22 protein-coding genes and 1 pseudogene are annotated in these 23,724 nt (G+C 72.6%); 10 read left to right on the plus strand and 13 right to left on the minus strand.

Going from position 1 to position 23,724, the window contains the following annotated elements; translation table 11 throughout:
* Positions 1-12: 12 nt before the first annotated feature.
* The 8 genes and pseudogenes from ABZ807_RS05265 to ABZ807_RS05300 form a co-directional block, all read right to left on the minus strand.
* On the minus strand, positions 13-786 hold the full coding sequence (locus ABZ807_RS05265; protein WP_357153174.1) for a fumarylacetoacetate hydrolase family protein: 774 nt from the start codon (positions 784-786) through the stop codon (positions 13-15).
* A gap of 108 nt (positions 787-894) precedes the next feature.
* Positions 895-1,965 carry a 4-hydroxy-2-oxovalerate aldolase gene (gene dmpG, locus ABZ807_RS05270; RefSeq protein WP_357153177.1) on the minus strand — a complete coding sequence of 357 codons (1,071 nt, stop codon included), beginning with the start codon at positions 1,963-1,965 and terminating at the stop codon, positions 895-897.
* Positions 1,966-2,051: 86 nt separating this feature from the next.
* Positions 2,052-2,954 (minus strand): annotated as a pseudogene (locus tag ABZ807_RS05275) (acetaldehyde dehydrogenase (acetylating)); the annotation flags it as partial.
* Complete coding sequence (locus tag ABZ807_RS05280; RefSeq protein WP_357153180.1) at positions 2,951-3,748, minus strand: fumarylacetoacetate hydrolase family protein; 798 nt, start codon at positions 3,746-3,748, stop codon at positions 2,951-2,953. The pseudogene ABZ807_RS05275 and the gene ABZ807_RS05280, both read right to left, overlap by 4 nt.
* A 55-nt stretch (positions 3,749-3,803) precedes the next feature.
* Positions 3,804-5,285, minus strand: a complete 1,482-nt coding sequence (locus tag ABZ807_RS05285; protein ID WP_357153700.1) for a 2-hydroxymuconic semialdehyde dehydrogenase — start codon at positions 5,283-5,285, stop codon at positions 3,804-3,806.
* A gap of 20 nt (positions 5,286-5,305) precedes the next feature.
* On the minus strand, positions 5,306-6,643 hold the full coding sequence (locus ABZ807_RS05290) for an NAD(P)/FAD-dependent oxidoreductase (protein WP_357153183.1): 1,338 nt from the start codon (positions 6,641-6,643) through the stop codon (positions 5,306-5,308).
* Between the two features lie 58 nt (positions 6,644-6,701).
* Positions 6,702-7,982, minus strand: coding sequence for a kynureninase (gene kynU, locus ABZ807_RS05295; protein ID WP_357153186.1), 1,281 nt, complete (start codon positions 7,980-7,982; stop codon positions 6,702-6,704).
* 14 nt (positions 7,983-7,996) lie between these two features.
* Positions 7,997-8,899 carry a tryptophan 2,3-dioxygenase family protein gene (locus ABZ807_RS05300; protein WP_357153189.1) on the minus strand — a complete coding sequence of 301 codons (903 nt, stop codon included), beginning with the start codon at positions 8,897-8,899 and terminating at the stop codon, positions 7,997-7,999.
* A 147-nt stretch (positions 8,900-9,046) separates the two neighbouring features.
* Between ABZ807_RS05300 and ABZ807_RS05305 the strand changes: the two genes are divergently transcribed.
* From ABZ807_RS05305 to ABZ807_RS05315, 3 genes are all read left to right on the plus strand, one after another.
* On the plus strand, positions 9,047-9,526 hold the full coding sequence (locus ABZ807_RS05305; RefSeq protein WP_357153192.1) for an Lrp/AsnC family transcriptional regulator: 480 nt from the start codon (positions 9,047-9,049) through the stop codon (positions 9,524-9,526).
* Positions 9,527-9,663: 137 nt separating this feature from the next.
* The gene (locus tag ABZ807_RS05310) at positions 9,664-10,140 is read left to right on the plus strand and encodes a hypothetical protein (protein ID WP_357153702.1); all 477 of its coding nucleotides are present in this window, start codon (positions 9,664-9,666) and stop codon (positions 10,138-10,140) included.
* A 12-nt stretch (positions 10,141-10,152) separates the two neighbouring features.
* The gene (locus tag ABZ807_RS05315; RefSeq protein ID WP_357153195.1) at positions 10,153-10,959 is read left to right on the plus strand and encodes a class F sortase; all 807 of its coding nucleotides are present in this window, start codon (positions 10,153-10,155) and stop codon (positions 10,957-10,959) included.
* 29 nt (positions 10,960-10,988) lie between these two features.
* Here the strand turns inward: ABZ807_RS05315 and ABZ807_RS05320 are convergent, their stop codons facing one another.
* Positions 10,989-11,522 (minus strand): HNH endonuclease, encoded by a 534-nt coding sequence (locus ABZ807_RS05320; protein WP_357153198.1) that lies wholly within the window; start codon positions 11,520-11,522, stop codon positions 10,989-10,991.
* Between the two features lie 286 nt (positions 11,523-11,808).
* Between ABZ807_RS05320 and ABZ807_RS05325 the strand changes: the two genes are divergently transcribed.
* From ABZ807_RS05325 to ABZ807_RS05335, 3 genes are all read left to right on the plus strand, one after another.
* Complete coding sequence (locus ABZ807_RS05325) at positions 11,809-12,891, plus strand: mechanosensitive ion channel family protein (RefSeq protein WP_357153201.1); 1,083 nt, start codon at positions 11,809-11,811, stop codon at positions 12,889-12,891.
* A gap of 248 nt (positions 12,892-13,139) precedes the next feature.
* On the plus strand, positions 13,140-14,510 hold the full coding sequence (locus ABZ807_RS05330) for an MFS transporter (RefSeq protein WP_357153703.1): 1,371 nt from the start codon (positions 13,140-13,142) through the stop codon (positions 14,508-14,510).
* A 90-nt stretch (positions 14,511-14,600) separates the two neighbouring features.
* The gene (locus ABZ807_RS05335) at positions 14,601-14,990 is read left to right on the plus strand and encodes a globin (RefSeq protein ID WP_357153204.1); all 390 of its coding nucleotides are present in this window, start codon (positions 14,601-14,603) and stop codon (positions 14,988-14,990) included.
* 46 nt (positions 14,991-15,036) lie between these two features.
* Here the strand turns inward: ABZ807_RS05335 and ABZ807_RS05340 are convergent, their stop codons facing one another.
* From ABZ807_RS05340 to ettA, 4 genes are all read right to left on the minus strand, one after another.
* The gene (locus ABZ807_RS05340; RefSeq protein ID WP_357153207.1) at positions 15,037-15,621 is read right to left on the minus strand and encodes a YbjN domain-containing protein; all 585 of its coding nucleotides are present in this window, start codon (positions 15,619-15,621) and stop codon (positions 15,037-15,039) included.
* Positions 15,622-15,752: 131 nt separating this feature from the next.
* Positions 15,753-16,442, minus strand: a complete 690-nt coding sequence (locus ABZ807_RS05345) for a hypothetical protein (RefSeq protein WP_357153210.1) — start codon at positions 16,440-16,442, stop codon at positions 15,753-15,755.
* On the minus strand, positions 16,439-16,885 hold the full coding sequence (locus tag ABZ807_RS05350; protein ID WP_357153213.1) for a thioesterase family protein: 447 nt from the start codon (positions 16,883-16,885) through the stop codon (positions 16,439-16,441). Before ABZ807_RS05350 ends, ABZ807_RS05345 begins: the two co-directional genes overlap by 4 nt.
* A 13-nt stretch (positions 16,886-16,898) precedes the next feature.
* Positions 16,899-18,575, minus strand: a complete 1,677-nt coding sequence (gene ettA / locus ABZ807_RS05355) for an energy-dependent translational throttle protein EttA (protein ID WP_357153216.1) — start codon at positions 18,573-18,575, stop codon at positions 16,899-16,901.
* Positions 18,576-18,785: 210 nt separating this feature from the next.
* On the opposite strand from ettA, the gene ABZ807_RS05360 reads away from it, so the two are divergent.
* From ABZ807_RS05360 to otsB, 4 genes are all read left to right on the plus strand, one after another.
* Complete coding sequence (locus tag ABZ807_RS05360; protein WP_357153219.1) at positions 18,786-19,070, plus strand: hypothetical protein; 285 nt, start codon at positions 18,786-18,788, stop codon at positions 19,068-19,070.
* Positions 19,063-19,452 carry a hypothetical protein gene (locus tag ABZ807_RS05365; protein WP_357153221.1) on the plus strand — a complete coding sequence of 130 codons (390 nt, stop codon included), beginning with the start codon at positions 19,063-19,065 and terminating at the stop codon, positions 19,450-19,452. Before ABZ807_RS05360 ends, ABZ807_RS05365 begins: the two co-directional genes overlap by 8 nt.
* Positions 19,453-19,593: 141 nt before the next feature.
* Positions 19,594-20,994: a trehalose-6-phosphate synthase gene (locus ABZ807_RS05370; protein ID WP_357153224.1), complete on the plus strand. Its 1,401-nt coding sequence runs from the start codon at positions 19,594-19,596 to the stop codon at positions 20,992-20,994.
* Positions 20,991-23,597, plus strand: a complete 2,607-nt coding sequence (otsB, locus tag ABZ807_RS05375; RefSeq protein ID WP_357153226.1) for a trehalose-phosphatase — start codon at positions 20,991-20,993, stop codon at positions 23,595-23,597. Before ABZ807_RS05370 ends, otsB begins: the two co-directional genes overlap by 4 nt.
* The last annotated feature ends 127 nt before the right edge of the window (positions 23,598-23,724 follow it).

A 23,724-nucleotide genomic window follows, 5' to 3' on the forward strand; every position in this document is an offset into this window, starting at 1 on the left:
CTGACGTGAGCCTCATGCCGCCGCGTTCAACGAAGCCGTGCCCAGCTTTTCGACAACGGCACGGACATGGGCACCGGGACGCAGCGGGACAGCCGCGGTGGCGGCGCCGGCGAGGAAGATCCACCCGGAGTGCAGCCGCACCCCGTGCCGGCCGGCGAGCCGGATGCCCTCGTCGAGCGCCCGTCGCGGGTCACCCAGGATCGCCGCCGTCGACCCGACCTGCGCCACCCGCCCGTCGATCTCCAGCAGCACGCCCAGGTTGTCCAGCCCGTCCGGCACCGGCGACCACGGACCGACCACGAACGCCGCCGCCGAGGTGTTGTCGGCGACCACGTCCGGCAGGGAGAAGGTGAAGTTCGCGTAGCGGGAGTCGATCAGCTCGATCGCCGGGGCGACCGCGCGGACCGCGTCGGCGAAGGCGCCCACCGGCTCACCCGGGTCGGGGAGCCGGTCCAGCAGGAACGCGACCTCCGGCTCGACCCGCGGGTGGATGAAGGCGCCGACGTCGACCGTGCCGCCGTCGGGGACCCGCATCACGTCGGTGAGCCGGCCCCAGATCACCTCGTCCACCCCGACCTGGGCCATCTTCGCCCGGCTGGTCAGCCCCATCTTGAGCCCCACCAGCCGCTCGCCCCGGTCGAGCCGGCGCTGCAGCAGCGCGGTCTGCACCGAGTACGCGGCGTCGACGTCCAGGCCGGTCTCGGCGGCCAACTGCGGGATGGCGGTGGCGGAGTCCGCCGCCACGCCGAGCCGCTCGGCGATCCCCGCGACGTCCACCCCGATCACCGAGCCACCTTCGTTCGCGACTGCGGGGCTCGCAAACCCGGCTCACTCCTCACGCTCACGCTGCCACCTTCGTTCGCGACTGCGGGGCTCGCAAACCCGGCTCACTCCTCACGCTGCCTCCTCCTCGCGCCGGCCCGCCAGGTCCAGCGCCACGTCCACGATCATGTCCTCCTGGCCGCCGACCATCCGCCGCCGGCCCAGCTCGACCAGGATCGAGCGGACGTCCACGCCGTACTTCGCCGAGGCCCGCTCCGCGTGCCGCAGGAAGCTGGAGTAGACCCCGGCGTACCCGAGGGAGAGCGTCTCCCGGTCGACCTGGACCGGGCGGTCCTGGAGCGGGCGGACGACGTCGTCGGCGGCGTCCATCAGCGCGAAGACCTCGCAGCCGTGCTTCCAGCCGTGCAGCTCGGCAACCGCGACGAAGACCTCCAGCGGCGCGTTGCCGGCCCCCGCGCCCATCCCGGCCAGCGACGCGTCCACCCGGACGGTACGGCCGTGCGGCGCGTCCGGCCCGGCCGGGCCGTCGCCGGCGACCCGGCCGTGCTCGACGGCGACCACGCTGTTGGCCACGCCGAGCGACAGGTTGTGGTGGGCGTGGATGCCGATCTGCGTGTGCGGCTGGAGCACCTGCCGGTACGCGTCGACCCGCTGCGCCACGTCGGACATCAGCAACCGGCCGCCGGAGTCGGTGACGTAGACGCAGTGCGCCCCGTACGACTCCATCAGCCTGGCCTGGGCGGCCAGCCCGGCCGGGTCGTTCATGTGCGACATCATCAGGAACCCGGAGACGTCCATGCCGTTCTCCCGGGCCCAGGAGATGTGCTGGGCGGAGATGTCCGCCTCGGTGCAGTGGGTGGCAATCCGGACGCTGGTCACCCCGAGCGCCTTCGCCGCCTTCAGGTCGGCGATGGTGCCGATCCCGGGCAGCAGCAGGGTGGTCAGCTTCGCCGTGGTCATCACCTCGGCGGCGGCGGAGATCCAGTCGGCGTCGCTGGCCGCGCCGTGGCCGTAGTTGACGCTGGAACCGGCCAGGCCGTCGCCGTGCGCCACCTCGATCGCGGCCACCCCGGCGGCATCCAGCGCGGCGGCGATGGTCCGCACCTGGTCGACGGTGTAGCGGTGGGCGATGGCATGCATGCCGTCGCGCAGCGTCACGTCCTGGATGTACAGGTCGGTCACGCGATCCCCCCGTTGTTCGCGGCTGCGGGGCTCCGCTCCGCTGCGCTCCTCGCGCTCCCGGCCACCCCCTTCGCGGCTCGCAGCGCCACCAGCCGCTCCGCGGTACGCAGCGCGGCCGAGGTCATGATGTCCAGGTTCCCGGCGTACGCGGGCAGGTAGTGCCCGGCACCGGAGACCTCCAGGAAGACCGAGACCTGCCACCCGGCCAGGTGCCGCCCGAGCGACGGCACGTACGTGTCGACCCGGTCGAACTGCACGTCCTGCTTGAGCCGGTAGCCGGGGACGTACTCCTGGACCGTGGTCACCATGTCGGCCACCGAGGCGGCGATCGCGGCCCGGTCGGCGTCGGCGTCCGGGCAGAGGCAGTAGACGGTGTCGCGCATCAGCAGCGGCGGGTCGGCCGGGTTCAGCACGATGATCGCCTTGCCGCGCTCCGCGCCGCCGACCACCTCGATCGCCCGGGCGGTGGTCTCGGTGAACTCGTCGATGTTGGCCCGGGTGCCCGGACCCGCCGACTTCGAGGCGATCGAGGCGACGATCTCCGCGTACGCGACCGGGGTGACCCGGCCGACGGCGGCGACGATCGGCACGGTGGCCTGCCCGCCGCAGGTGACCATGTTGACGTTGCTCTCGTGCAGGTGCTCGTCGAGGTTGACCGGCGGCACCACGTACGGGCCGACGGCCGCCGGGGTCAGGTCGACCACCGTCCGGCCGTGCGCCCGCAGCACGGCGTCGTGGTGCCGGTGCGCGCCGGCCGAGGTGGCGTCGAAGACCAGCGCCACGTCGGCGAACTCGGGCATCGCGACGAGGCCGTCCACGCCCTCGGCGGTGGTGGCCACGCCGAGCCGCCGGGCTCGCGCCAGACCGTCGGACCCGGGGTCGATGCCGGCCATCGCCACCATCCGCAGGCTCTCACTGAGCCGTAGCACCTTGATCATCAGGTCGGTGCCGATGTTGCCGGACCCGATCACCGCCACCCCGGTCGTCATGCCCCGACCTCCTTCGAGAAACAGGTCCGCACCGACCCGAGGCCCGAGATCCGCGCCTCGTACGCCGCGCCCGGGGTGACCGGCACCATCGGGCCGAGCGCCCCGGAGAGCACCACATCGCCCGCGCGCAGCGGGTCACCGGCCCGGGCCATCGTCCGCACCAGCCACTGGAGCGCGTGCAGCGGATTGCCGAGGCAGGCCGCCCCGGCGCCGACCGAGACCGGCTCGCCGGCGTGCTCCAGCACCATCCCGCACAACCGCAGGTCCACGTCGGCGAGCCGGCGGGGCGTGGTGCCGAGCACGAACATCCCGCTGGAGGCGTTGTCGGCGACGGTGTCCACGATGGAGATGTCCCAGCCGGCGATCCGCGAGTCGACGATCTCGATGGCCGGGAGCACGTGGTCGACCGCCCGGAGCAGGTCGGCGGTGGTGACCCGCTCGTCGGGCAGGTCCGCGCCGAGCACGAAGGCGATCTCCGCCTCCACCCGGGGCTGGAGCAGGCGGTCGATCTCCACCTCGACGCCGTCCCCGACCGCCATCGCGTCGGTCAGCACCCCGAAGTCCGGCTGGAAGACGCCGAAGCTCTCCTGCACCGCCCGGGAGGTCAGCCCGATCTTCGCGCCCACCCGGCGCTCGCCCCGGCCCTGCCAGGCCCGCGCCTGGAGCTGCTGCACCCGGTACGCCGACTCGACGTCGCCCTCCAGCAGCAGCCGCCCGCGCAGCGGCGGGCAGGGCTTCCCGCTGCTGCGGGCCTCGGCCAGCTCCCGGTTCGCCGCTTCGATATCGGCCCTCATGCCCGCTCCTCGCTGCGCCCGGCCCCGCCGGGCACCGTACCGATGGGTCGTTCGCTCACGACAGGTCCACGCAGACGTTGGTGAGTTCGGAGTAGAAGTCCAGCGAGTGCACGCCGCCCTCCCGGCCGATGCCGGAGGCCTTCACCCCGCCGAACGGGGTGCGCAGATCACGCAGGAACCAGGTGTTCACCCAGACGATACCGGCGTCCAGCCGCGCGCCGGCCCGGTGCGCCCGGCCGACGTCCCGGGTCCAGACCGTCGCCGCCAGGCCGTACTCGGTGCCGTTGGCCAGCGCGTACGCCTCGTCCTCGTCGTCGAATCCGGCGACGTGCACGACCGGGCCGAAGATCTCCTCGGTGTTGGTCCGCGTTCGCGGGCCGAGCCCGGTCAGCACGGTCGGCTGCACGTACGCCCCGCCGTCGCGGGCGTCACCGAAACGCGGCACACCGCCCCCGGCGAGCACCTCGGCGCCCTCGGCCCGGGCCAGCGCGTAGTGGCCGAGCACCTTGTCCCGGTGAGGGTGCGAGATGAGCGGCATGTTCGTGGTGGCCTCGTCGGCGGGCCACCCGTACGCCAGCTCCCCGGCCCGCTTGGCCAGCCGGGCGGTGAACTCCTCGAAGACCGGGCGCTGCACGTAGATCCGCTCGGTGCAGAGGCAGACCTGCCCGCCGTTGGTGAAGCTGGACCGCACCGAGCCGGCCACCGCCGCGTCCAGGTCGGCGTCGGCGAAGACCAGCCCGGCGTTCTTGCCGCCCAGCTCGAACGAGACCGCCTTCACCCCGTCCGCGGCGGCCCGCATGATCGCGCCGCCGGTGGCGGACTCGCCGGTGAAGGTGATCGCGTCGACCCCCGGGTGCCGGGTGAGGAACTCGCCCGCCGAGTCCGGGCCGAACCCGTGCACCAGGTTGAACACCCCGTCCGGGACGCCGGCGGCGGCCATCACCTCGGCCAGCAGCGTCGCCGACGCGGGGGTCTCCTCGCTGGGCTTGACCACCACGGCGTTGCCGCAGGCCAGGGCCGGGGCCACCTTCCAGGTGAGCAGCAGCAGCGGCAGGTTCCACGGGACGATCACGGCGACCACGCCGACCGGCTTGCGGACGGCGTAGTTCAGCGCCCGGCCACCGGTCGGGGTGACCGTGGTGAAGGACTCGGTCGGGGCGGTCGCCACGATCTCGGCGAAGGCCCGGAAGTTCGCCCCGCCGCGCGGGATGTCCAGGGTGCGGGCCTGCGAGATGGCCTTGCCGGTGTCGGCCACCTCGGCGGTGACCAGGTCGTCGAAGCGCCGTTCCAGCTCGTCGGCGACCCGGCGCAGCACCTCGGCGCGCTCCCGCTCCCCCATCCGGCCCCACGGTCCGCGCAGCGCCGCCCGGGCGGCGGCCACCGCGTCGTCCACCGTCGACCGCGACGCCTCGACCACCTCGAAGACCGGCTCGCCGGTCACCGGGCTGCGCTTGGTGAAGCGCCGCCCCGCGTCGACGAACTCGCCGCCGACGAAGTGGCGCAGCAGCCCCGGCCCGTCCGGCGCGCGCCCGGCCATCAGCCGCGCATCCCAGAGCGTCACCCGCGCCTCCCCCGACCGACCGCCGCACCCACCACGCCGGCCAGCAACGCCAGCCCGCCCGCGGCCACCGCCCCCACCACCGCGTACTGGCGCCGCACCCGGCGGCGCACCTGGGCGTACGGGGTGGTGGAGAAGGAGACCAGTTCGTACTGCGAAACGTACCGGCCGGGCAGCGCCCGTTCCAGGGCGTGCTCGATCCGCTTGCGGGTCTGGAACACCGGCGAGGCGACCTTGTCCCGCATCTCCACGAAGTTGGCCAGCGCCATCCGGGCGATCGCCTCGGCGTTGTCCTGCCGGCACCGCTGGTAGAGCGGCAGCGCGGCGGACCAGTCGTCGCCGCACTCGTCGAGGCAGCGGTCCAGCTCGACGACGTCCTCGAAGGCGCAGTTGGCGCCCTGGCCGTAGAACGGCACGATGGCGTGCGCCGCGTCGCCGACCAGCGCCACCCTGCCGTCGACCTGCCAGGGGGCGCAGCGGACCGTGCCGAGCACCCCGACCGGGTTGTGCTGGTAGTCGTCGACCAGGTTGGGCGCGAGCGGGATCAGGTCCGGGTAGTGGGTGGCGAAGTGCCGCTCGATCGCCGCCGGGCTGCCCAGCGAGGCGAAGCTGGCGGTGCCGTGGGTGGGCCAGAAGAGCGTGCAGGTGAACGAGCGGTCCGGGTTGGGCAGCGCGATCATCATGGAGGTGCCGCGCGGCCAGATGTGCAGCGCCGACGGGTCGAGGGCGAACTCCCCGCCGAGCGGCGGGATGGTGAGTTCCTTGTAGCCGTAGTCGAGGAAGTCCAGGCTCTCGGTCAGCACGCCGTACCCGAGCAGCTGCCCGCGCACGGCGGAGCCGGCGCCGTCGGCGCCGAGGACGACCGACGCGGTGGCGGCGACCTTGCCCTGCGGGGTCTCGAAGGTCATCTCGCCGCCGGCCGGGTCGAGGCCGACCAGCCGGTGGTCGAAGGCGATCCGCACCCCGGGCAGCGCGGCGGCGGCGGTGAGCAGGGCGTTGTTCAGCGCGCCCCGGCCGATCGAGTTGATCGCCCGGTCCCCGGAGCCGCTATACGACTGGAACTGCGGCTCGCCGGCGACCGGGTGGATCATCCGGCCGCGCATCGGCAGGGCGTCGGCCATCACCTGCGCGTCCAGCCCGATCCGGCGCAGCGCGTCCAGGCCGCGCTCGGAGAGCGCCAGGTTGATCGACCGGCCGCGCTCGACCCGCCCGTTCCTCGGGTCCGGCCGCCGCTCGTAGAGGGCGACCGGGTAGCCGCGCCGGGCCAGGAAGCAGGCCAGCAGGCAGCCGGCCAGCCCGGCCCCGACCACCGCGATCTCGTCGCGTTCCGCACTCATGAGTGCCTGCCTTTCGTTCGCGACTGCGGGGCTCGCAAACCCGGCTCACTCCTCGCGCTCACGGGTGCACCTCGGAAAGGGTCGCGGCCAGCGCGTCGGCGGCCCGCCAGCAGTCGTGGTACGTGGAGTAGAGCGGCACCGGGGCGAACCGGACGATGTCCGGCTCCCGGGCGTCGGCGATCACGCCGTGCTCGTGCCGCAGCCGCTTGGTCAGCTCGGCGGCGCTGCCGGCGCCGATGCGCACCGAGAGCTGGCAGCCCCGCCGCGCGGGGTCGCGTGGGGTGACCACGGTCAGCGGCCGGCCGGGGGTCACCTCGTCGAGCAGCCGTTCCAGGAAGCCCGTGAGCCGGACGCTGCGCTCCCGCAGGGCCGGCATGCCGACGCTGTCGAAGAGCTCCAGCGAGGTGCGCACCGGGCCCATCGCGAAGATCGGCGGGTTGGAGATCTGCCAGGCCTCCACGGTGGCCGGCGGCCGGGAGACCGGGGTCATCTCGAACCGGGTGGTGGCCTCGGTGCTCCACCAGCCCTCGAAGCGGGGCAGCCGAGGGTCGCCCAGGTGCCGCTCGTGGACGAAGACGCCGCCCAGCGCGCCGGGCCCGGAGTTGAGGTACTTGTAGGAGCACCAGGCGGCGAAGTCGACGTCCCAGTCGTGCAGCGCCAGCGGCACGTTGCCGGCAGCGTGCGCCAGGTCCCAGCCGACGATCGCGCCGGCGGCCCGACCGGCGGCGGTGACCGCCGGGATGTCCATCAGCTCGCCGGTGAGGTAGTTGACCCCGCCGAGCAGCAGCAGCGCGACCCGGTCGCCCTCCGCGGCCAGGTAGGCGGTCACGTCCTCGGTGCGCAGGGTGTCCTCGCCGGGTCGCGGCGTCAACCGGACCACGGTGGAGTCCGGGTCGAGGCCGTGGAAACGGGCCTGGCTACGCACCGCGTAGCTGTCCGAGGGGAACGCGCTGTCCTCGATGACGATCCGGGTCCGCTCCCCGACCGGCCGGTAGAAGCTCACCATCAGCAGGTGCAGGTTGACCGTGAGGGAGTTCATCACCACGGTCTCCGCGGGTCGGGCGCCGACCAGTCGCGCGGCGGGCGCCGTCAACAGCTCGTGGTACGGCAGCCACGGCCGCTCCGCCTCCAGGTGCCCCTCGACGCCGAGCCGGCGCCAGGCGTCCAGGTCGGCGAGGAGTTCCGCGCGGGTGGCCCGGGGTTGCAGCCCCAGGGAGTTGCCGGCCAGGTAGGCCGCCTCCGGGTAGCGGCCGCCGTCGGCGGGCGGCACGTGGAAGAGGTGACGGTGTCCGGGGTCGGCGGCGTCGAGGCGGTGCGCCTCCTGCTCCGAGATCGACATGTCCTGCTCCCTGCTCACATCGCCGTCCGGGCCGACCACAGCTCCGGGAAGACCACCCGGGCCATGCTGCGTTGCAGCCACGCCAGTCCGGCCGAGCCGCCGCTGCCGACCTTCGCGCCCATGGTGCGCTGCACCGCCTTGACGTGGTTCCACCGCCAGTCCCCGAACTGCTCGGCCACCTCGGTCAGCGCCTCGCCGAGCAGGCGGAGGTGGTTCTGCGGTCCGCCGTCGTCGTAGATCTCCACCCAGGCCGCCTCCACCGACGGGTGCGGCCGATGCTCGACGGCGACGTCCCGGTCCAGCACGTCGGCGGGGAGGTCGTGGCCGTGCCGGGCGAGCAGGGCGACCACGTCGTCCCAGAGGCTCGGCACGGCGAGGGCGGCGCGCAGCTCGTCGTAGACCTGTTCCTGGCGGCGGAACGGGCGGATCAGCGCGGGGTCGCGCAGGCCGAGCAGGAACTCCAGGTGCCGGTACATGGCGGACTGGAATCCGGAGCCCTCGCCGAGCAGGTTGCGGAACCGGTTGAAGTCGGCCGGGGTCATCCAGCGCAGGCCGCGCCAGGCGGCGTTGAGTCCCTCCAGGTGCATCGCCGCCCGGCGCAGCGGCGCCAGCGCCTCCCACACCCGGTCGGCGCGCAGGTCCCGCTGGGCCTGGCGCAGCTCGTGGCAGGTCAGCCCGAAGTAGAGCTCCATGATCTGGCTGACCATGAGGAAGGACATCTCGCCGGGGTCCGCGCTGAGCGGCTGTTGCAGGGTGTGCAGGGTGCTGGCGTGCACGTACGCGTCGTACGGCACCCGGTCGGCGAACTCCAGCGTGGGCTCGCCGCCGTTGCGGGCCGCCCGCGCGGTGCGCTGCTGCGGGGTGACCGGGCGCACCGCGGCGCTTCGGGTGGTCACCCGCAGATCCGTCTGATCCACCTTCTCGTCTCCTCCGTGAGCGGGATGACGACATGATCCCCCGGCCACAACGGCGTACGGAATGCCGAGTCGACGGCGATCCCGGGCAATCACCTTTGACGTGGAAGGCTCTTCTGCCGATCGGCTTCAGGAAGGTAAAGTCCACGCGTGGACGAGATGGACTGGGCCCTGCTGCGCGAACTGCAGGCCGACGCGCGGCTGTCGTTCAGCGAGCTGTCCCGGCGGGTGCACCTGTCCCCGCCGGCGGTGGCCGAACGCGTCCGCCGGCTGGAGGAGTCCGGCGTGATCACCGGCTACCACGCCCACGTGGACCTGACCCGGGCCGGTCGCGGCGTGGTCGCGCTGATCCGGATGTCCTGCTACGGCTCGCGCTGCATCCTGCACGACCCGGACGTCGCCGGCTGGCCGGAGATCCGGGAGATCCACCGGATCACCGGCGACGCGTGCAGCATGCTCAAGGTAGCGGCCGGCTCGATCACCGAGTTCGAGGCGGTCATCGACCGGCTCGCCCCGTACGGCCAGCCGTCCAGCACGATGGTGCTCTCCACCCCGCTGGACTGGCACCCGGTGACCCCGCTGCCGGTCCCGCCGACCGGAACGCCGGCGCCGGGCGCCCGCCGCCGCTGAGCCGACCGGGTTTGCCCCCCGGCGAGCGGGAATGCAGGTCCGGACACCCGTCGCAGGATTCCGGCGCACGTGGCCGGGAGGGGAGAATCATGCGGGGGCTCAATGCGTACCATCGTGCCTTCTCGGTCGTCCTGGCGATGTTCGCCCTGGTCGCGGCGTTCGTGCTGGCGACGGCCGCACCGGCCCGGGCCGGGGAGAACACCTTCGTCGAGGTCACGCCGAACACCGCGCAGGCCGGCACCCGGGTCAACATCCGGGCCAGCTGCGACAACGCCAACAACCAGCAGGCCACCGTGCAGTCCGACGCCTTCGGCCGGGTGGTGCTGCGGCCGAACAACGGCTTCCTCACCGGGGCGGTGACCATCCCGGGCAACAAGCAGCCGGGCGACTTCCCGGTCGACCTGCGCTGCGCCAACGGCAACACCGCGTCGACGATGTTGACCGTGCTGAACATGGCCCAGCCGAGCAAGGGCCCGGCGACCGGGGGCGGCGGCACCGCCGCTGACCGGGGCGCCGGTTCGCTGCTGCTGGTCGGTGGCCTCGCCGTGGTGGCCGTGGTTGCCGGGCTCGGGGTGTTCCGCGGGGGCCGTCGGCGGGCCGGGACCGGCTCCTGACCCCGCGTCGCCATGACCCGCGCACGCAGACGTACCCCGCGGTCAGGTCGGGACCGGGTCCGGGCCGCCGCCCGGCTGGCGGCCCGCGCGGCCGGCCGCTTCCGCCGGGTGGCCGGCCAGGCCATCTCCGCCAGCGTGGCCACCGCCGACCCGGTCGCCCAAGCCCGTCCGGTACGGCCGGCGCCACGCCGCAGGGCCCTGTCGGGAGGGCCGGGCGTCCCGGTCATGGTGATCGCCACCCTGATGGCGCTGATCGTCGCGATGCTCGGCGTCGAGCGGGTGACCGGCCTCAGCGTGCTGCCGGACCGGTTCATCGCCGGCCTGCGCCCGCCGCCGAAGAAGTTCCCGGTGCTGCCGGAGAGCCCGCCCACCCTGATCGCGATCTCCCGGATCGACCTGCGAGCCCCGGTGCACGACGTCGGGATCGCCCCGGACGGCAGCATCGGGGTGCCCGACGCGACCCGCGCCCAGGAAGCCGGCTGGTACGACCAGGGCCCCACCCCCGGCCAGTACGGTCCGGCGGTGATCGTCGGGCACGTCGACACCACCACCGGCCCGGCGGTCTTCCACGGGCTCCGGGATCTGCGCGACGGCGACACGGTCGAGGTGACCCGCGAGGACCGGAAGGTGGCGGTCTTCGAGGTGAACCAGGTGCAGCGCTACGGCAAGGAGGACCTGCCGGTGGACGAGATATTCGGCGACTTCAGCCGGCCCAACCTGCGACTGATCACCTGCGGTGGCCGGTGGGTGGGCGGCCAGACCGGCTACGCCGACAACGTGGTGGTGTACGCCTCGCTGGTGAAGGTGCACGACGAGTGACCGGACGGGTCCGCGGCCGACCCCCCGGCTCAGGCGGCCTCGGGCTCACGCAGGTCGAGCCAGTCCGCCCAGCGCGGGTCGGGCGCCCGATGGCCGAGCACCCGCCAGGCCGTGCCCCTGGGGGCGGCGGGCAGGGAGTGCAGCCGCCAGCCCAGCTCGGCCGGGGTCTTGTCGCCCTTGGTGTGGTTGCACCGGGCGCAGGCGGCGACCACGTTCTCCCAGGCGTGCCGGCCGCCCCGGCTGCGCGGGAAGACGTGGTCGATGGTCTCGGCCGGGCCCCGGCAGTAGGCGCAGCGCCAGCTGTCCCGGGCGAAGATCGCCCGCCGGGAGAGCCCGACGTGGGTGCGGTACGGCACCCGGACGAAGCGGGTCAGCCGGACCACCGAGGGCACCGGAAGCGCGTCGCGGGCACTGTGCAGGACACCGTCACCGTCGGCGACGCAGACCGCCTTGGCGGAGAGCACGAGGATGGCGGCGCGACGCACCGACACGACACACAGCGGCTCGTAAGTGGCGTTGAGAACCAGCGCGCCGGAGCCCACCGTGGGTCGTATGTCAGGCATCGTGCTCACCCTCCCGGTCCAGCCGCTCCCACCGCTGGCCGCGCCGGCCGTGCCCCACACAGCGGGGAACCACGACCGACGCCGGCGGGCGCACCGACGTCCGTTGCGCCAATCGTCCCTGATAAGACCCGGGATTGCACGTACTAATCCGGGCTCCCTCGTGAAGCTTTTTCGGCACGTGTCAAAATTTCTGGTTCGCGGCCGGTGAGCGCGGCGCGCGTTACCGGGGTCGCTCCGGCGGTGGGTCGGCGGTGGGTGGCCGTCGCTGGTGCGGTACGAAGACAGGGTGAGTGCCACCCGCCTGCCCTTCCCCGTCGCCGCGCCGAGCGCCGACCCCTCGCCGTCGGCCAGTTGCCTCCAGGACGCCTGGTGCAAGGGCGTCCTCGACGTGACCGGCTCGAGCTGGTTCGCCGAGGGCAGCTACTGGATCCTGCTCAAGCCGCTGCGGGTGGTGCTGATCCTGCTGCTGGCGTTCGCCGCCCGCTGGGCGTTGCACCGGACGATCAACCGGCTGGTCCGCACCACCACCCACGGCACGGTGCCGACCATGCTCCGGCCGCTGCGCGAGCGCATCCCGTCGGCCTCGCTCGACCCGGCCGAGTTCATCCCCGAGCGGCGCCGCCAGCGCGCCGAGGCGATCGGCTCGGTGCTGCGCAGCCTGGTCACCGCGTTCGTCTACGGCATCGCGCTGCTGATGGTGCTCAAGGAGTTCAGCTTCGACCTGGCCCCGCTGCTGGCCAGCGCCGGCATCGCCGGCGTCGCGCTCGGTTTCGGCGCGCAGAGCCTGGTGAAGGACCTGATCGCAGGTCTGTTCATGCTCATCGAGGACCAGTACGGCGTCGGCGACATGGTGGACCTGGGTGAGGCGACCGGCGTGGTGGAGTCGGTGGGACTACGGGTCACCACCGTCCGCGACGGCCGCGGGGTGCTCTGGTACATCCGCAACGGCGAGATCATCCGGGTGGGCAACAAGAGCCAGGGCTGGGCCCTGGTGGTGGTGGACCTGCCGATCGGCTTCGCCGGCACCGAGGAGGCGAGCGCCGTGCTGCGGACCGCCGCCGCCTCGGTGACGATGGACCCGGACCTGGCCAAGGAGATCGTCGACGCGCCGGAGGTGCTGGGCGTCGAGCAGATGACCGTGGACGGCGCGGTGATCCGCACGGTGGTCAAGACGACCGCGGACGGACAGTTCGCGGTGGGTCGGGAGCTGCGCCGCCGGCTGGCCGAGGCGCTGGAGAACTCGGGCATCACCGCGCAGATCGCGGCCGCCCGGCTCTACCCGGGGCTGCCGCAGACCGGCGGCATCGGCCCGGCCGGCGCGCCCGGCACCGTGGGCGCCCCGGGCACCGGCCAGGGTGGGGCCACCTGACCTGCGGCTCAGGCCCGGATCGCCGGGAACCGAAAGCTGGGGGTCGCGGACCGCGCGGCCCCTCGGGTATCGTCCGTTCGTTCAGTCGGAGATGCGACGATCAATCCGTTCGCCCTAGCTAGTTGTCAGACGATCGGGCAGAATTCGGTGCACGCGCTCCCGCCGGAGCGTGATCAAGTCCTCGCTGATCCGTAGATCTGACGACGGGGTCCCGTCAGGCCGTCATGACTGGCCGTTCACGGGGCACGATGGAGGCGACGGTGTCCGACGAGCGACCCTCTCCGGACGGGCCGGCCACCTTCCGGGAGGTGTTCGGCCAGTCCGAATACCGGGCGGTCTTCATGGCCACCGTGTTCTCCTGGGTGGGCGACTACCTGGCCAAGGCCGCGGTCACCGTGCTGGTCTACCGGCAGAGCGAGTCGGTCGCCCTCGCCGCCGCCGCGTTCGCGGTCAGCTACCTGCCCTGGCTCATCGGCGGGCCGCTGCTCGCGGCGCTCGCCGAGCGCTACCGCTACCGGCAGGTCATGGTGGTCTGCGACCTGATCCGGATGGCGTTGATGGTGCTGATCGCCGTGCCGGGCCTTCCGGTGTGGGCCATCCTGGCCCTGCTCTTCGCCACCACGCTGGCCAACCCGCCCAGCCAGGCCGCCCGGTCCGCGCTCATGCCCGCCATCCTCACCGGGGACCGGCTGATCCTCGGCCTGTCGCTGAACGCCAGCTCCTCCCAGGCCGCACAGGTCGTCGGATACCTCCTCGGCGCCACCGTGGCCGCGGTGAACCCGCCCGCCGCGCTCCTGATCAACGCGGCCACCTTCGCCGTGTCGGCCGCGCTGACGCGCTTCGGCGTCCGCGACCGCCAGCCGGCGATGGCCGCGGCGCACCGCAGCCACCTGTTGCGGGAGACCGGGCAGGGCTTCCAGATCGTCTTCGGCACCCCCGTCCTGCGGGCCATCGCCGTGCTGGTCTTCAGCGCCATGCTCTTCTCGATCATCCCCGAGGGGCTGGCCGCCGCCTGGGCCGACGAGGCGGGCGACGGGCTGGACAGCGGCGTCGCGCAGGCCGTCATCATGGCCGCCAACCCGGTCGGGTTCATCCTCGGCGGGCTGCTGGTGGGCCGCGTGGTCGCGCCGGCCCGCCGACTCGCCCTGATGCGACCGCTGGCGGTGATCGCCCCGCTGGTCCTGGTGCCCACGCTGTTCGACCCCCCGGCGGTGGTGGTGGCCCTGCTCGCGGCCGCCTGCGGCTTCGCCGCCGCCGGCCTGCTGCCGACGGCCAACGGGCTCTTCGTCCGCGCCCTGCCCAACGGCTACCGGGCCCGCGCCTTCGGCGTGATGGCCACCGGCATGCAGGTGATCCAGGGCGCCTCGGTGCTGATCACCGGGCTGCTCGCCGACCGTTTCTCCATCCCGCTGGTGGTCGGCGTGTGGAGCGCGGCCGGGGTGCTGCTGATGCTGGTCGCGGCGCTGCGCTGGCCGGACGGGGAGACCATCGACGCAGCCATCGCGGCGGCCGACCGCGCCAACCAGGACGACGCCGCGGCGCAGGACACGGCGCACGCTCCCCGACCCCGCGGCGGCCGGGCGCCGACGGACGGCCGCCGCAGCCACGCTGTGACGTGATCGGCAGCCGCCCCGGCCGGTACGCGGCGGCGCACCTGGCAGGATGGAACCGTGAATCCCGCAGGTGAGTCCGACCGGCCCGGTGAGTCGATGACCCTCTTCGAAGCGGTCGGCGGCGAGCCCACCTTCCGCAAGCTGGTCGACGAGTTCTACGCCGGCGTCGCCACCGACCCGCTACTGCGGCCGATGTACCCGGAGGAGGACCTCGGGCCGGCCGCCGACCGGTTCACGCTCTTCCTCATGCAGTACTGGGGCGGTCCCCACACCTACTCCGCCCAGCGCGGGCACCCGCGGCTGCGGATGCGGCACGCGCCGTTCCGGATCGGCGCGGTCGAGCGGGACGCCTGGCTGCACCACATGCGGCGGGCGGTCGACCGGCTGGACCTGCCGCCGGAGATCGCCGGGGCGCTCTGGGACTACCTCGAACGCGCCGCGTACTTCATGGTCAACGTGATGGAGGAGCCGGCCGGGGACGCCTGACGGCCGAGCAGTCGGGCCGGCGCACGCCGGCCCGCCCCCGTCGGGCTCAGAGCAGGGCGCCCTCGTCGTGCAGCCAGTCCACGAAGGTGGTCGCCACGGCCGCCCCGCAATCGAGCATCTCGACCAGGAGCGCCTCGTGGGTGCCGGCGGCGAGCGGCACCTGGAGCTCGGCGTAGATCGGCAGTTGACCCCGCTCGGTGGGGTCGCCGATGTACGCCTTGCAGAACCGGCGGGTGTGGTTCCACTCGTTGACCACCCGGTAGGCCCGGTCCGCCCAGTCCGGCGGCACGGTCGCGTGTGGACGGGCCCGCATCACCAGGATCTCGTCCTCGGGGCCCTCCAGGGTGACCAGCACCGCGTGCCGCTCCCACATGGCCAGCAGGTTCCCGTCGCCGTCGGCCAGGTACCGCACGTCAAGCAGGTCGAGGGCGTCACGGACCCGGCGCAGGGTGACCGGCTCCACGCTGATCGGCATGTCCGCGATCACCGGCCGGTCGGCGGTCACGCAGTCGTCCCCCGGCTGCCGGGGGGACGGTGGTCCGACCCGGACGGTGCTGTCCACTGTGATCCCGGTTCGAGTTTCCGGGTCGCCGCCAGCGGCGGGACCAGGGCGCCATGACCACCACGGCATCGCTCGCGCACCTCACTCCCCAGCGGATCCGGACGCCTACGGTGCGTTGGATCCGAGGATGGACGGTACCCGGACAGTCGGGTTGAAGCACCCCCCCAACGACAGCCCCGGGCCAGAAGAATGACCATGGGTCACCCGTTCGGACTATCCTTCACTGGCCGGATCGCGAGCTCCGAGACCTTGCGCGACCATGCCGCTCCGTACGGTCCGACCAGGCCGACCCAACGGCCGGCGACACGTACCTGGACCTCGCCCGAGGCGTCGACCGGCCCGAGGAACCCCATCCGGACCAGTCCCTGGACCAGTCGCTGGCTCACCTCGACCGGCTCCCCCGGCGGGTCGTCCGGGGTGACCAGCACCGCCACGTGGTCGAGCAGCGCGTCCCGCAGCATCCGCTGACCCACCGCCCGGCCGCCGATTCCCTGGGTGGCCGCGGTCCGCAGGGTGCCCGCCGCCGCCTCGGCGATCCGCCGCAGCTCCCCGGCGGGCAGCGCCTCCACCCGCCGACTCGCCGGCGGCGGCAGGGGCCAGCGCCAGCGGTCGTCCCGCCGGCCCGGCAGCACCCCGCCGGCCGACTCCAGCTGCGCCAGCAGCTCCGCGGCGGTGACCGTGACGTCACCCGGGCCGGCCCCGGCCACCGTATGGACCACCAGCACGTCCCAGGGCAGCCGGGCCCAGAGCGCGGTACGCCCGGCACCGTCGACCGGGCGGAGCCGGACCACGGTGGCCGGGTCGAAACGGACCAGCCGGGCCAGGAAGGCGCCCGCGTCGACGACCCCGTCCAGCCCGTGCCCCGGCGTCACGGCCGGCGCGTCGCTCACGGCGCCCCGCCCGAGGGCGCGTACGCCAGCAGGAAGGTCCGCTCGTCCTCGGTGATGCGGCGGGGCCGCTTGGTCACCAGGTCGAACGGCACCAGCACCGAACGGGCGGTGCTGGCCAGCACGTCGCCGTCGTACAGCTCGTAGGCGACGGTGAACCGGGACGCCCGGATCTCCTCCACCCAGAGTTCGATCCGGACGGTGGGGGCCGCCTCCGCGGTGGCCCGGCCGAGCGCGTAGTCGACCGGGCGCAGGTAGTCGACCTCGTGCCGGCGGATGACCACCCCGTCGGCGAACGAGCCCACTCCCCACGCCCGGCCACCGGCGAACATCAACGCCACCCGCGCCTCCTCGTACAGGGTGAGGAAGCGCGAGTTGTTGACGTGGCCGTACGCGTCCAGGTCGGACCAGCGCAGCGTGCAGTGGTAGACGAACCGGTCAGACAAGGGTCAGCACCGATCAGTCACGGGTGAGCTTGCGGTAGGTCACCCGGTGCGGGCGGGCCGCCTCGGCGCCGAGCCGGTCGATCTTGTTCTTCTCGTACGCGTCGAAGTTGCCCTCGAACCAGAACCACTTGGCCGGGTTCTCGTCGTCGCCCTCCCAGGCCAGGATGTGCGTGGCGACCCGGTCCAGGAACATCCGGTCGTGGGAGATGACCACGGCGCAGCCGGGGAACTCCAGTAGCGCGTTCTCCAGGCTGGAGAGCGTCTCCACGTCCAGGTCGTTGGTCGGCTCGTCGAGCAGGATGACGTTGCCGCCGATCTTCAGGGTCAGCGCCAGGTTGAGCCGGTTGCGCTCGCCGCCGGAGAGCACCTTGGTCGGCTTCTGCTGGTCCGGGCCCTTGAAGCCGAACGCGGCGATGTACGCCCGGGACGGCATCTCGACCTTGCCCACCATCAGGTAGTCGAGCCCGTCGGAGACGACCTCCCAGACGGTCTTGTCCCCGGCGAGGCCCTGCCGGTTCTGGTCGACGTACGACAGCGAGACGGTGTCGCCGACCTTGACGTCGCCGCCGGTCGCCTGCTCCAGCCCGACGATGGTCTTGAACAGGGTGGTCTTGCCGACGCCGTTCGGGCCGATGATGCCGACGATGCCGTTGCGCGGCAGCGAGAACGACAGGTTGTCGATCAGCAGCCGGTCACCGAAGCCCTTGCTGAGGGTGTGCGCCTCGATGACCGTGCTGCCCAGGCGCGGGCCCGGCGGGATCTGGATCTCCTCGAAGTCCAGCTTCCGGGTCTTCTCCGCCTCGTTGGCCATCTCGTCGTACCGGTCGAGCCGGGCCTTGGACTTGGTCTGCCGGGCCTTGGCGTTGGAGCGGACCCACTCGAGCTCCTCGGTGAGCCGCTTCTTCATCTTGGCGTCGCGGCGTCCCTCGACGGCCAGCCGGGCCGCCTTCTTCTCCAGGTAGGTGGAGTAGTTGCCCTCGTACGGGTAGGTCCGGCCGCGGTCCAGCTCGAGGATCCAGTTGGCCACGTTGTCCAGGAAGTACCGGTCGTGGGTGATCGCCATCACGGTGCCGGCGTACTTGGCCAGGTGCTGCTCCAGCCACGACACGCTCTCCGCGTCCAGGTGGTTGGTGGGCTCGTCGAGCAGCAGCAGGTCGGGCGCCTCCAGCAGCAGCTTGCAGAGCGCGACCCGGCGGCGCTCACCCCCGGAGAGCTGGGCCACGTCGGCGTCCGGCGGCGGGCAGCGCAGCGCGTCCATGGCCAGTTCGAGCTTGGAGTCGACGTCCCAGGCGTCGAGGTGGTCGAGCTCCTCCTGGAGCTTGCCCATCTCCTCCATCAGCTCGTCGGAGTAGTCCGTCGCCATCTGTTCGGCGATCTTGTTGAACCGCTCCAGCTTGGCCTTGGTCTCGGCGACCGCCTCCTCGACGTTGCCGAGGACGGTCTTGGCGTCGTTGAGCGCGGGCTCCTGGGCGAGCATGCCGACGGTGTAGCCGGGCATGAGCCGGGCCTCGCCGTTGCTCGGCTTGTCCCACCCTGCCATGATCTTGAGGAGGCTGGACTTACCGGCGCCGTTCGGGCCGACCACACCGATCTTGGCCCCCGGCAGGAAGTTCAGCGTCACGTTGTCGAGCACGACCTTGTCGCCGTGCGCCTTGCGCGCCTTTTCCAGGACGTAGATGAACTGGGCCACGGTGCGGGCTACCTCCGTCGGTTGCTGTCGCCGATTGGCGGGCGCGGCGCGGGCTGCGACCTCCGCCCGCCGCCGCCGGCCGGGGCCGGCCGCGCGCACGCCGTCGTCAATCCTGACAGGTACGGCCCGCTTCGCCCACATCACCCCGCCCGAGGGGTACGACGGCGAGCCGCGTTGTCAGGGTCGGTATAACTGACTAGCGTCTGCGGTATGACCAAGAAGATCGCCATCAGCGTGCCCGACGACGTGGCCGAACGTCTCGCCGAGGAGCCGAACGTCTCCGCCTTCGTGACCGAGAGCATTCGACGCCGCATGGCGGGCGAGAGCACGCGCCGGGCGTTGGAGCAGGTTGGCTTCAAGATCACCGATGAGGCGCTGGAGGAGGCCGGCAGGAAGTTGGACCAGGCGCACCGGGCGATCACGCCCGAACTACGAGCGAAGGCCGCCGCCCTCCTGAGCGAGGCGTCCCGAGGACGGATGCAGGTCGGTGGTTGACGCCGGACTTGTCCTCGACACGGCATCGCTGCTCGCCTACTCCGAAGGAGTGCCGGCCGTCGGCGTCCAGATCGCCAAGGTCGCCTATCGGCAGGAACAAGTGATCATCCCAGCGTTGTGCCTTGCCGCGGCATACCGCCAGGTGTCCAGCGATGGTTTGCCGCTGCTGGACATCGTCGGCGACCTCGACTCCGTGGTCGTCACCCCGGTCGACCACAACATGTGTCCCGTGCTGGGAGGCTGGTCGCGACTCCTGGGGAGCATGGACCTCGCTCAGGTGGCGATCGAGGCGGCTGCCCGGGCCGTCGTACCGATCATGACCGACCGGCGGGAGCTGCTCGGCGAGGTGCTCCCGAAGGAGTGGCCGATCATCGACCTCTGACCAGGCGTTGTCGACAAGATCACTGACCGGGTTGAGCCCGCGTGGGACGGGTAGGGAACTCCGGCACGGGGCACCAGAGGCCGCAGCTACGCTCAGTACGCTCATCGCGGTGGACCCGTCAGCACCCGGAGGTGGCCGATCGTGACCGTCCGTAGCTCCTTTGTCGTAGTGGCGAACCGACTGCCGGTCGACGAGGTGAGCACACCCGAGGGACGGCAGTGGCGACGCAGCCCGGGCGGGCTGGTGACCGCGCTGCACCCCGTCCTCGCCGAGCACCAGGGCACCTGGGTCGGCTGGGCCGGCGGCACCGGCGCCGCTCCCGAGCCGTTCGACCTGGAGGGCATCCGGCTGCACCCGGTGCCGCTGAGCGCCGAGGAACTGGAGCGCTACTACGAGGGCCAGTCCAACGCCACCATCTGGCCGCTCTACCACGACGCGGTCGAGACCCCGGCGTACAAGCGCCGCTGGCGCGAGGCGTACCGCCTGGTCAACGCGCGGTTCGCGGAGGCCGCGGCGGACGTCGCGGCCGAGGGCGCCACGGTCTGGGTGCAGGACTACCAGCTCCAACTGGTGCCGGCGATGCTCCGTGAGTTGCGACCGGACCTGCGGATCGGCTTCTTCCTGCACATCCCGTTCCCGCCGATCGAGCTGTTCATGCAGATGCCGTTCCGCACCGAGATCCTGCGCGGGCTGCTCGGCTCCGACCTGGTCGGGTTCCAGCAGCGGCTGGCCGCGCAGAACTTCGTCCGGCTGGCCCGGCACCTGCTCGGCCTGCGCTACGAGGGCCAGATGATCCAGGTGGACGACCGGCAGGTGAAGGCCGGCGCCTTCCCCATCTCGATCGACACCCAGGAGATGGAGCGGATGGCCGCCGACCCGGCGATCCAGGCCCGGGCCAAACAGATCCGCGAGGAGCTGGGCAACCCGAAGACGATCATCCTGGGGGTCGACCGGCTCGACTACACCAAGGGCATCGAACTTAGGCTGAAGGCCTTCCGGGAACTCCTGGCTGACGGAAAGTTGACAGTGCCGGACGCAGTTATGGTGCAGGTCGCGACGCCGAGTCGCGAGCGCGTGGAGCACTACCAGGCACTTCGCGTCAAGGTGGAGCGCGAGGTTGGTCGGATTAACGGCGAATTCGGACGAGTCGGCGTGCCGGCGGTGCATTATCTGCATCAGTCGTACAGTCGCTCCGAACTGGCCGCGATGTACGTCGCGGCCGACGTGATGATGGTGACCCCCCTGCGAGACGGAATGAATCTGGTGGCCAAGGAGTACGTGGCATCGCGCGCCGACCAGGGCGGTGCACTCGTGCTCAGCGAGTTCGCCGGCGCAGCCACCGAGCTGCGTCAGGCGTTCCTGTGTAACCCGCACGACCCCGACGCGGTCAAGGACGCCCTGCTGCGGGCCGTACACGTGGAGAAGCCGGAGGCCCGTCGACGCATGCGGATCATGCAACGTCATCTGCGCACCCACGACGTGGGGCACTGGGCGAAGTCGTTCCTCACCGAGCTCGGCACCCCCGGGGCGGAGGCCGCGTGAACGCCCCCACCGACATCGTGACCCCGCCCGTGGGGACGATGGACCCGGAGCTGCGCGCGGCCATCGGGCGGATCGCCCGGGTCCCCCAGCTCCTGGTCGCCTGCGACTACGACGGCACGCTCGCGCCGATCGTGGAGGACCCGAGCAAGGCCGTGCCGCTGCCGGAGTCGGTCGCCGCGGTCCGCGCGCTCGCCGCGCTGCCGCAGACCACCGTCGCGGTGGTCTCCGGTCGCGCGCTGCGCGACCTGGCCGCGCTCTCCCGGCTGCCCAGCGAGGTCCACCTGGTCGGCAGCCACGGCTCCGAGTTCGACATCGGCTTCGTCGAGCGGCTCTCCCCCGAGCTGGTCGCCGTCCGCACCCGGCTGCGCGACGCGCTGCGCGAGATCGCCGCGGTCCACCCCGGCGTACGGCTGGAGCGCAAGCCGGCCAGCGTCGCCGTGCACACCCGCGGGGTCGACCCGCAGGTCGCGGCGGCCGCCATCGAGGCGGTCCGCAGCGGGCCGGCGAAGTGGGACGGCGTCACGGTCACCCAGGGCAAGGAGGTCATCGAGCTGTCGGTGGTCGCCACCCACAAGGGCACCGCGGTCGACCAGCTGCGTACCCAGCTCTCGGCCAGCGCGGTGCTCTTCATCGGCGACGACGTCACCGACGAGAACGCCTTCGGCAACCTGCACGGCCCGGACGTCGGCATCAAGATCGGCCCGGGTGACACCGAGGCCCAGTACCGGGTCGCCGATCCGGTCGACGCGGCCCGCGCCCTGGGCCTGCTGCTGGAGACCCGCCGGCACTGGCTCTTCGGCGAGCGGGCCGTACCGATCGAGCGGCACTCGATGCTCGCCAACGGCCGGACGATCGCCCTGCTCACCCCCGAGGCCAACGTCACCTGGCTCTGCCACCCCAAGCCGGACTCGGCGGCGATCTTCGCCGACCTGGTCGGCGGCAGCCCGGCGGGCCACTTCAGCGTCGCCCCGGAGCGGGGCGGCATCCCGCTGGGGCAGCGCTACCGCAGCGGCACCATGACCGTCGAGACCCGCTGGTCGGGGCTGACCGTCACCGACTGGCTGGACCTGCCGGCGCGGGAGACCACCCCGGACGGCCCGGCGATCATCACCGGCGACTCGACCCTGGTCCGGGTGCTCACCGGTTCCGGCCGCGCCCGGGTGGAGTTCGCCCCGCGGCCCGAGTTCGGCCAGGTGGCGGTGCAGCTGCAACCGCTCGACGACGGCCTGCTGGTACTCGGCTCCAACGAGCCGGTCGCGCTCTACGCCCCCGGCGTCGAGTGGGAGGTCGGCAGCGACGGCGCCGGGTACGAGACCGCCCGCGCGGTGGTCGACCTCTCCGCCGCCGGCGGCCAGGTCGTGCTGGAGCTCCGCTTCGGCACACACAGCCTGGAGCACCACGCCGTCCCGATCCACGAGCGCCAGGCCGCCGCGGAGCAGCCCTGGAAGGACTGGGTGGCCTCGCTGCGGCTGCCGGCCACCGCCCGCGACCTGGTCACCCGCAGCGCGCTCACGCTGCGCGGTCTCTGCCACGAGCCGACCGGCTCGATCCTGGCCGCGGCGACCACCTCGCTCCCCGAGGAGCTGGGCGGCGTCCGGAACTGGGACTACCGCTACTGCTGGCTGCGGGACGCGGCGATGACCGCCCGCGCGCTGGTCGACCTCGGCTCGGTCGAGGAGGCCGAGGCGCTGCTGCGCTGGGTGGACGGCTGCATCGAGCGCACCGGCGGCCACCCGGAGCGGCTGCACCCGCTCTACACGGTCGACGGCTACGAGCTGGGCGCCGAGGCGGTCATCGACACCCTGCCCGGCTACGCCGGCTCCCGGCCGGTCCGGGTGGGCAACCTCGCCAACCACCAGCTACAGCTGGACGTCTTCGGCCCGATCGCGGACCTGATCGCCGCCGTGGCCGACGCCCGGGGCTCCGTCCGCGAGGACGAGTGGCGGGTGCTGGACAACATGGTCGAGGCGGTCCGCCGCCGGTGGCACGAGCCCGACCACGGCATCTGGGAGGCGCGCCTGCCTCCGCGGCACCACATCTTCTCCAAGGTGATGTGCTGGATGACCGTCGACCGCGCGCTGCACGTCATGCGGCAGCACGGCGGCGAGGACCGGCCGGAGTGGGTGGAGCTGCGCGACCGGATCGGCGCCAACGTGCTCGAGAACGGCTGGCACGAGGAGGTCGAGGCGTACAGCGTCGCGTACGGCGACGAGGACATGGACGCCTCCTCGCTCTGGATCGGCCTGTCGGGGCTGCTCCCCGGCGACGACCCGCGCTTCCTCTCCACCGTGCTGAAGATCGAGGCGGACCTGCGCAGCGGCCCGGTCGTCTACCGGTACCACTGGGACGACGGCCTGCCCGGCCGGGAGGGCGGCTTCCACATCTGCACGGCGTGGCTGATCGAGGCGTACCTGCGCACCGGCCGCCGCACCGACGCGGACGAGCTGTTCCTGCAGATGGTCGACACGGCGGGCCCGACCGGGCTGCTCCCCGAGCAGTACGACCCGCTCGCCGAGCGCGGCCTGGGCAACCACCCGCAGGCCTACAGCCACCTCGGCCTGATCCGTTGCGCGCTGCTCCTGGACAACATGCTCAAGCAGTGACCTGACCAGCGAAGACGGCGGCCGGAGAGTTCACTCTCCGGCCGCCGTCGTTGCGGCGAGTGGAGTGGATCAGGCGCCAGGGACCGGTGAATCGTTCACGACATCAGCTCCACAGCGACCGGGTGAG

This window comes from Micromonospora sp. NPDC047548 (assembly GCF_040642975.1).
In the GTDB taxonomy this organism is placed as follows: domain Bacteria; phylum Actinomycetota; class Actinomycetes; order Mycobacteriales; family Micromonosporaceae; genus Micromonospora.

Excerpts from the sequence above, each read along its gene's own strand:
- ABZ807_RS05280 (WP_357153180.1), bottom strand. The coding sequence starts at position 3,748 with ATGAGGGCCGATATCGAAGCGGCGAACCGGGAGCTGGCCGAGGCCCGC.
- ABZ807_RS05315 (WP_357153195.1), top strand. The coding sequence starts at position 10,153 with ATGACCCGCGCACGCAGACGTACCCCGCGGTCAGGTCGGGACCGGGTC.
- ABZ807_RS05335 (WP_357153204.1), top strand. The coding sequence starts at position 14,601 with ATGACCCTCTTCGAAGCGGTCGGCGGCGAGCCCACCTTCCGCAAGCTG.
- ABZ807_RS05285 (WP_357153700.1), bottom strand. The coding sequence starts at position 5,285 with ATGGCCGGGCGCGCGCCGGACGGGCCGGGGCTGCTGCGCCACTTCGTC.
- ABZ807_RS05320 (WP_357153198.1), bottom strand. The coding sequence starts at position 11,522 with ATGCCTGACATACGACCCACGGTGGGCTCCGGCGCGCTGGTTCTCAAC.
- ABZ807_RS05330 (WP_357153703.1), top strand. The coding sequence starts at position 13,140 with ATGGAGGCGACGGTGTCCGACGAGCGACCCTCTCCGGACGGGCCGGCC.
- ABZ807_RS05340 (WP_357153207.1), bottom strand. The coding sequence starts at position 15,621 with ATGCCGTGGTGGTCATGGCGCCCTGGTCCCGCCGCTGGCGGCGACCCG.
- ABZ807_RS05310 (WP_357153702.1), top strand. The coding sequence starts at position 9,664 with ATGTTCGCCCTGGTCGCGGCGTTCGTGCTGGCGACGGCCGCACCGGCC.
- ABZ807_RS05290 (WP_357153183.1), bottom strand. The coding sequence starts at position 6,643 with ATGAGTGCGGAACGCGACGAGATCGCGGTGGTCGGGGCCGGGCTGGCC.
- ABZ807_RS05360 (WP_357153219.1), top strand. The coding sequence starts at position 18,786 with ATGACCAAGAAGATCGCCATCAGCGTGCCCGACGACGTGGCCGAACGT.
- kynU (WP_357153186.1), bottom strand. The coding sequence starts at position 7,982 with ATGTCGATCTCGGAGCAGGAGGCGCACCGCCTCGACGCCGCCGACCCC.